This window comes from Enterobacter sp. KB-221C9 (genome assembly GCF_041320715.1).
Lineage (GTDB): Bacteria > Pseudomonadota > Gammaproteobacteria > Enterobacterales > Enterobacteriaceae > Enterobacter > Enterobacter asburiae_D.
Genome location: NZ_JBGIWG010000037.1, coordinates 1 through 769, shown reverse-complemented (window position 1 = coordinate 769; position 769 = coordinate 1). Strand labels below are relative to the sequence as shown.

Annotated in this window: 1 protein-coding gene; it reads right to left on the bottom strand. The window is 53.6% G+C overall.

What is annotated here, in order from left to right:
• Positions 1–16: 16 nt before the first annotated feature.
• Positions 17–714 (bottom strand): IS1-like element IS1B family transposase gene (locus AB8846_RS23295; RefSeq protein ID WP_095033700.1). Its coding sequence is split into 2 segments (ribosomal slippage): positions 17–465 and positions 465–714, totalling 699 coding nucleotides; the frame shifts between segments, so codons are not numbered across the junction.
• Positions 715–769: the final 55 nt, after the last annotated feature.

Here is a 769-nt window from a genome sequence, read left to right as displayed (position 1 = left end):
TGGTAATGACTCCAACTTATTGATAGTGTTTTATGTTCAGATAATGCCCGATGACTTTGTCATGCAGCTCCACCGATTTTGAGAACGACAGCGACTTCCGTCCCAGCCGTGCCAGGTGCTGCCTCAGATTCAGGTTATGCCGCTCAATTCGCTGCGTATATCGCTTGCTGATTACGTGCAGCTTTCCCTTCAGGCGGGATTCATACAGCGGCCAGCCATCCGTCATCCATATCACCACGTCAAAGGGTGACAGCAGGCTCATAAGACGCCCCAGCGTCGCCATAGTGCGTTCACCGAATACGTGCGCAACAACCGTCTTCCGGAGCCTGTCATACGCGTAAAACAGCCAGCGCTGGCGCGATTTAGCCCCGACGTATCCCCACTGTTCGTCCATTTCCGCGCAGACGATGACGTCACTGCCCGGCTGTATGCGCGAGGTTACCGACTGCGGCCTGAGTTTTTTAAATGGCGGAAAATCGTGTTGAGGCCAACGCCCATAATGCGGGCGGTTGCCCGGCATCCAACGCCATTCATGGCCATATCAATGATTTTCTGGTGCGTACCGGGTTGAGAAGCGGTGTAAGTGAACTGCAGTTGCCATGTTTTACGGCAGTGAGAGCAGAGATAGCGCTGATGTCCGGCGGTGCTTTTGCCGTTACGCACCACCCCGTCAGTAGCTGAACAGGAGGGACAGCTGATAGAAACAGAAGCCACTGGAGCACCTCAAAAACACCATCATACACTAAATCAGTAAGTTGGCAGCATCACC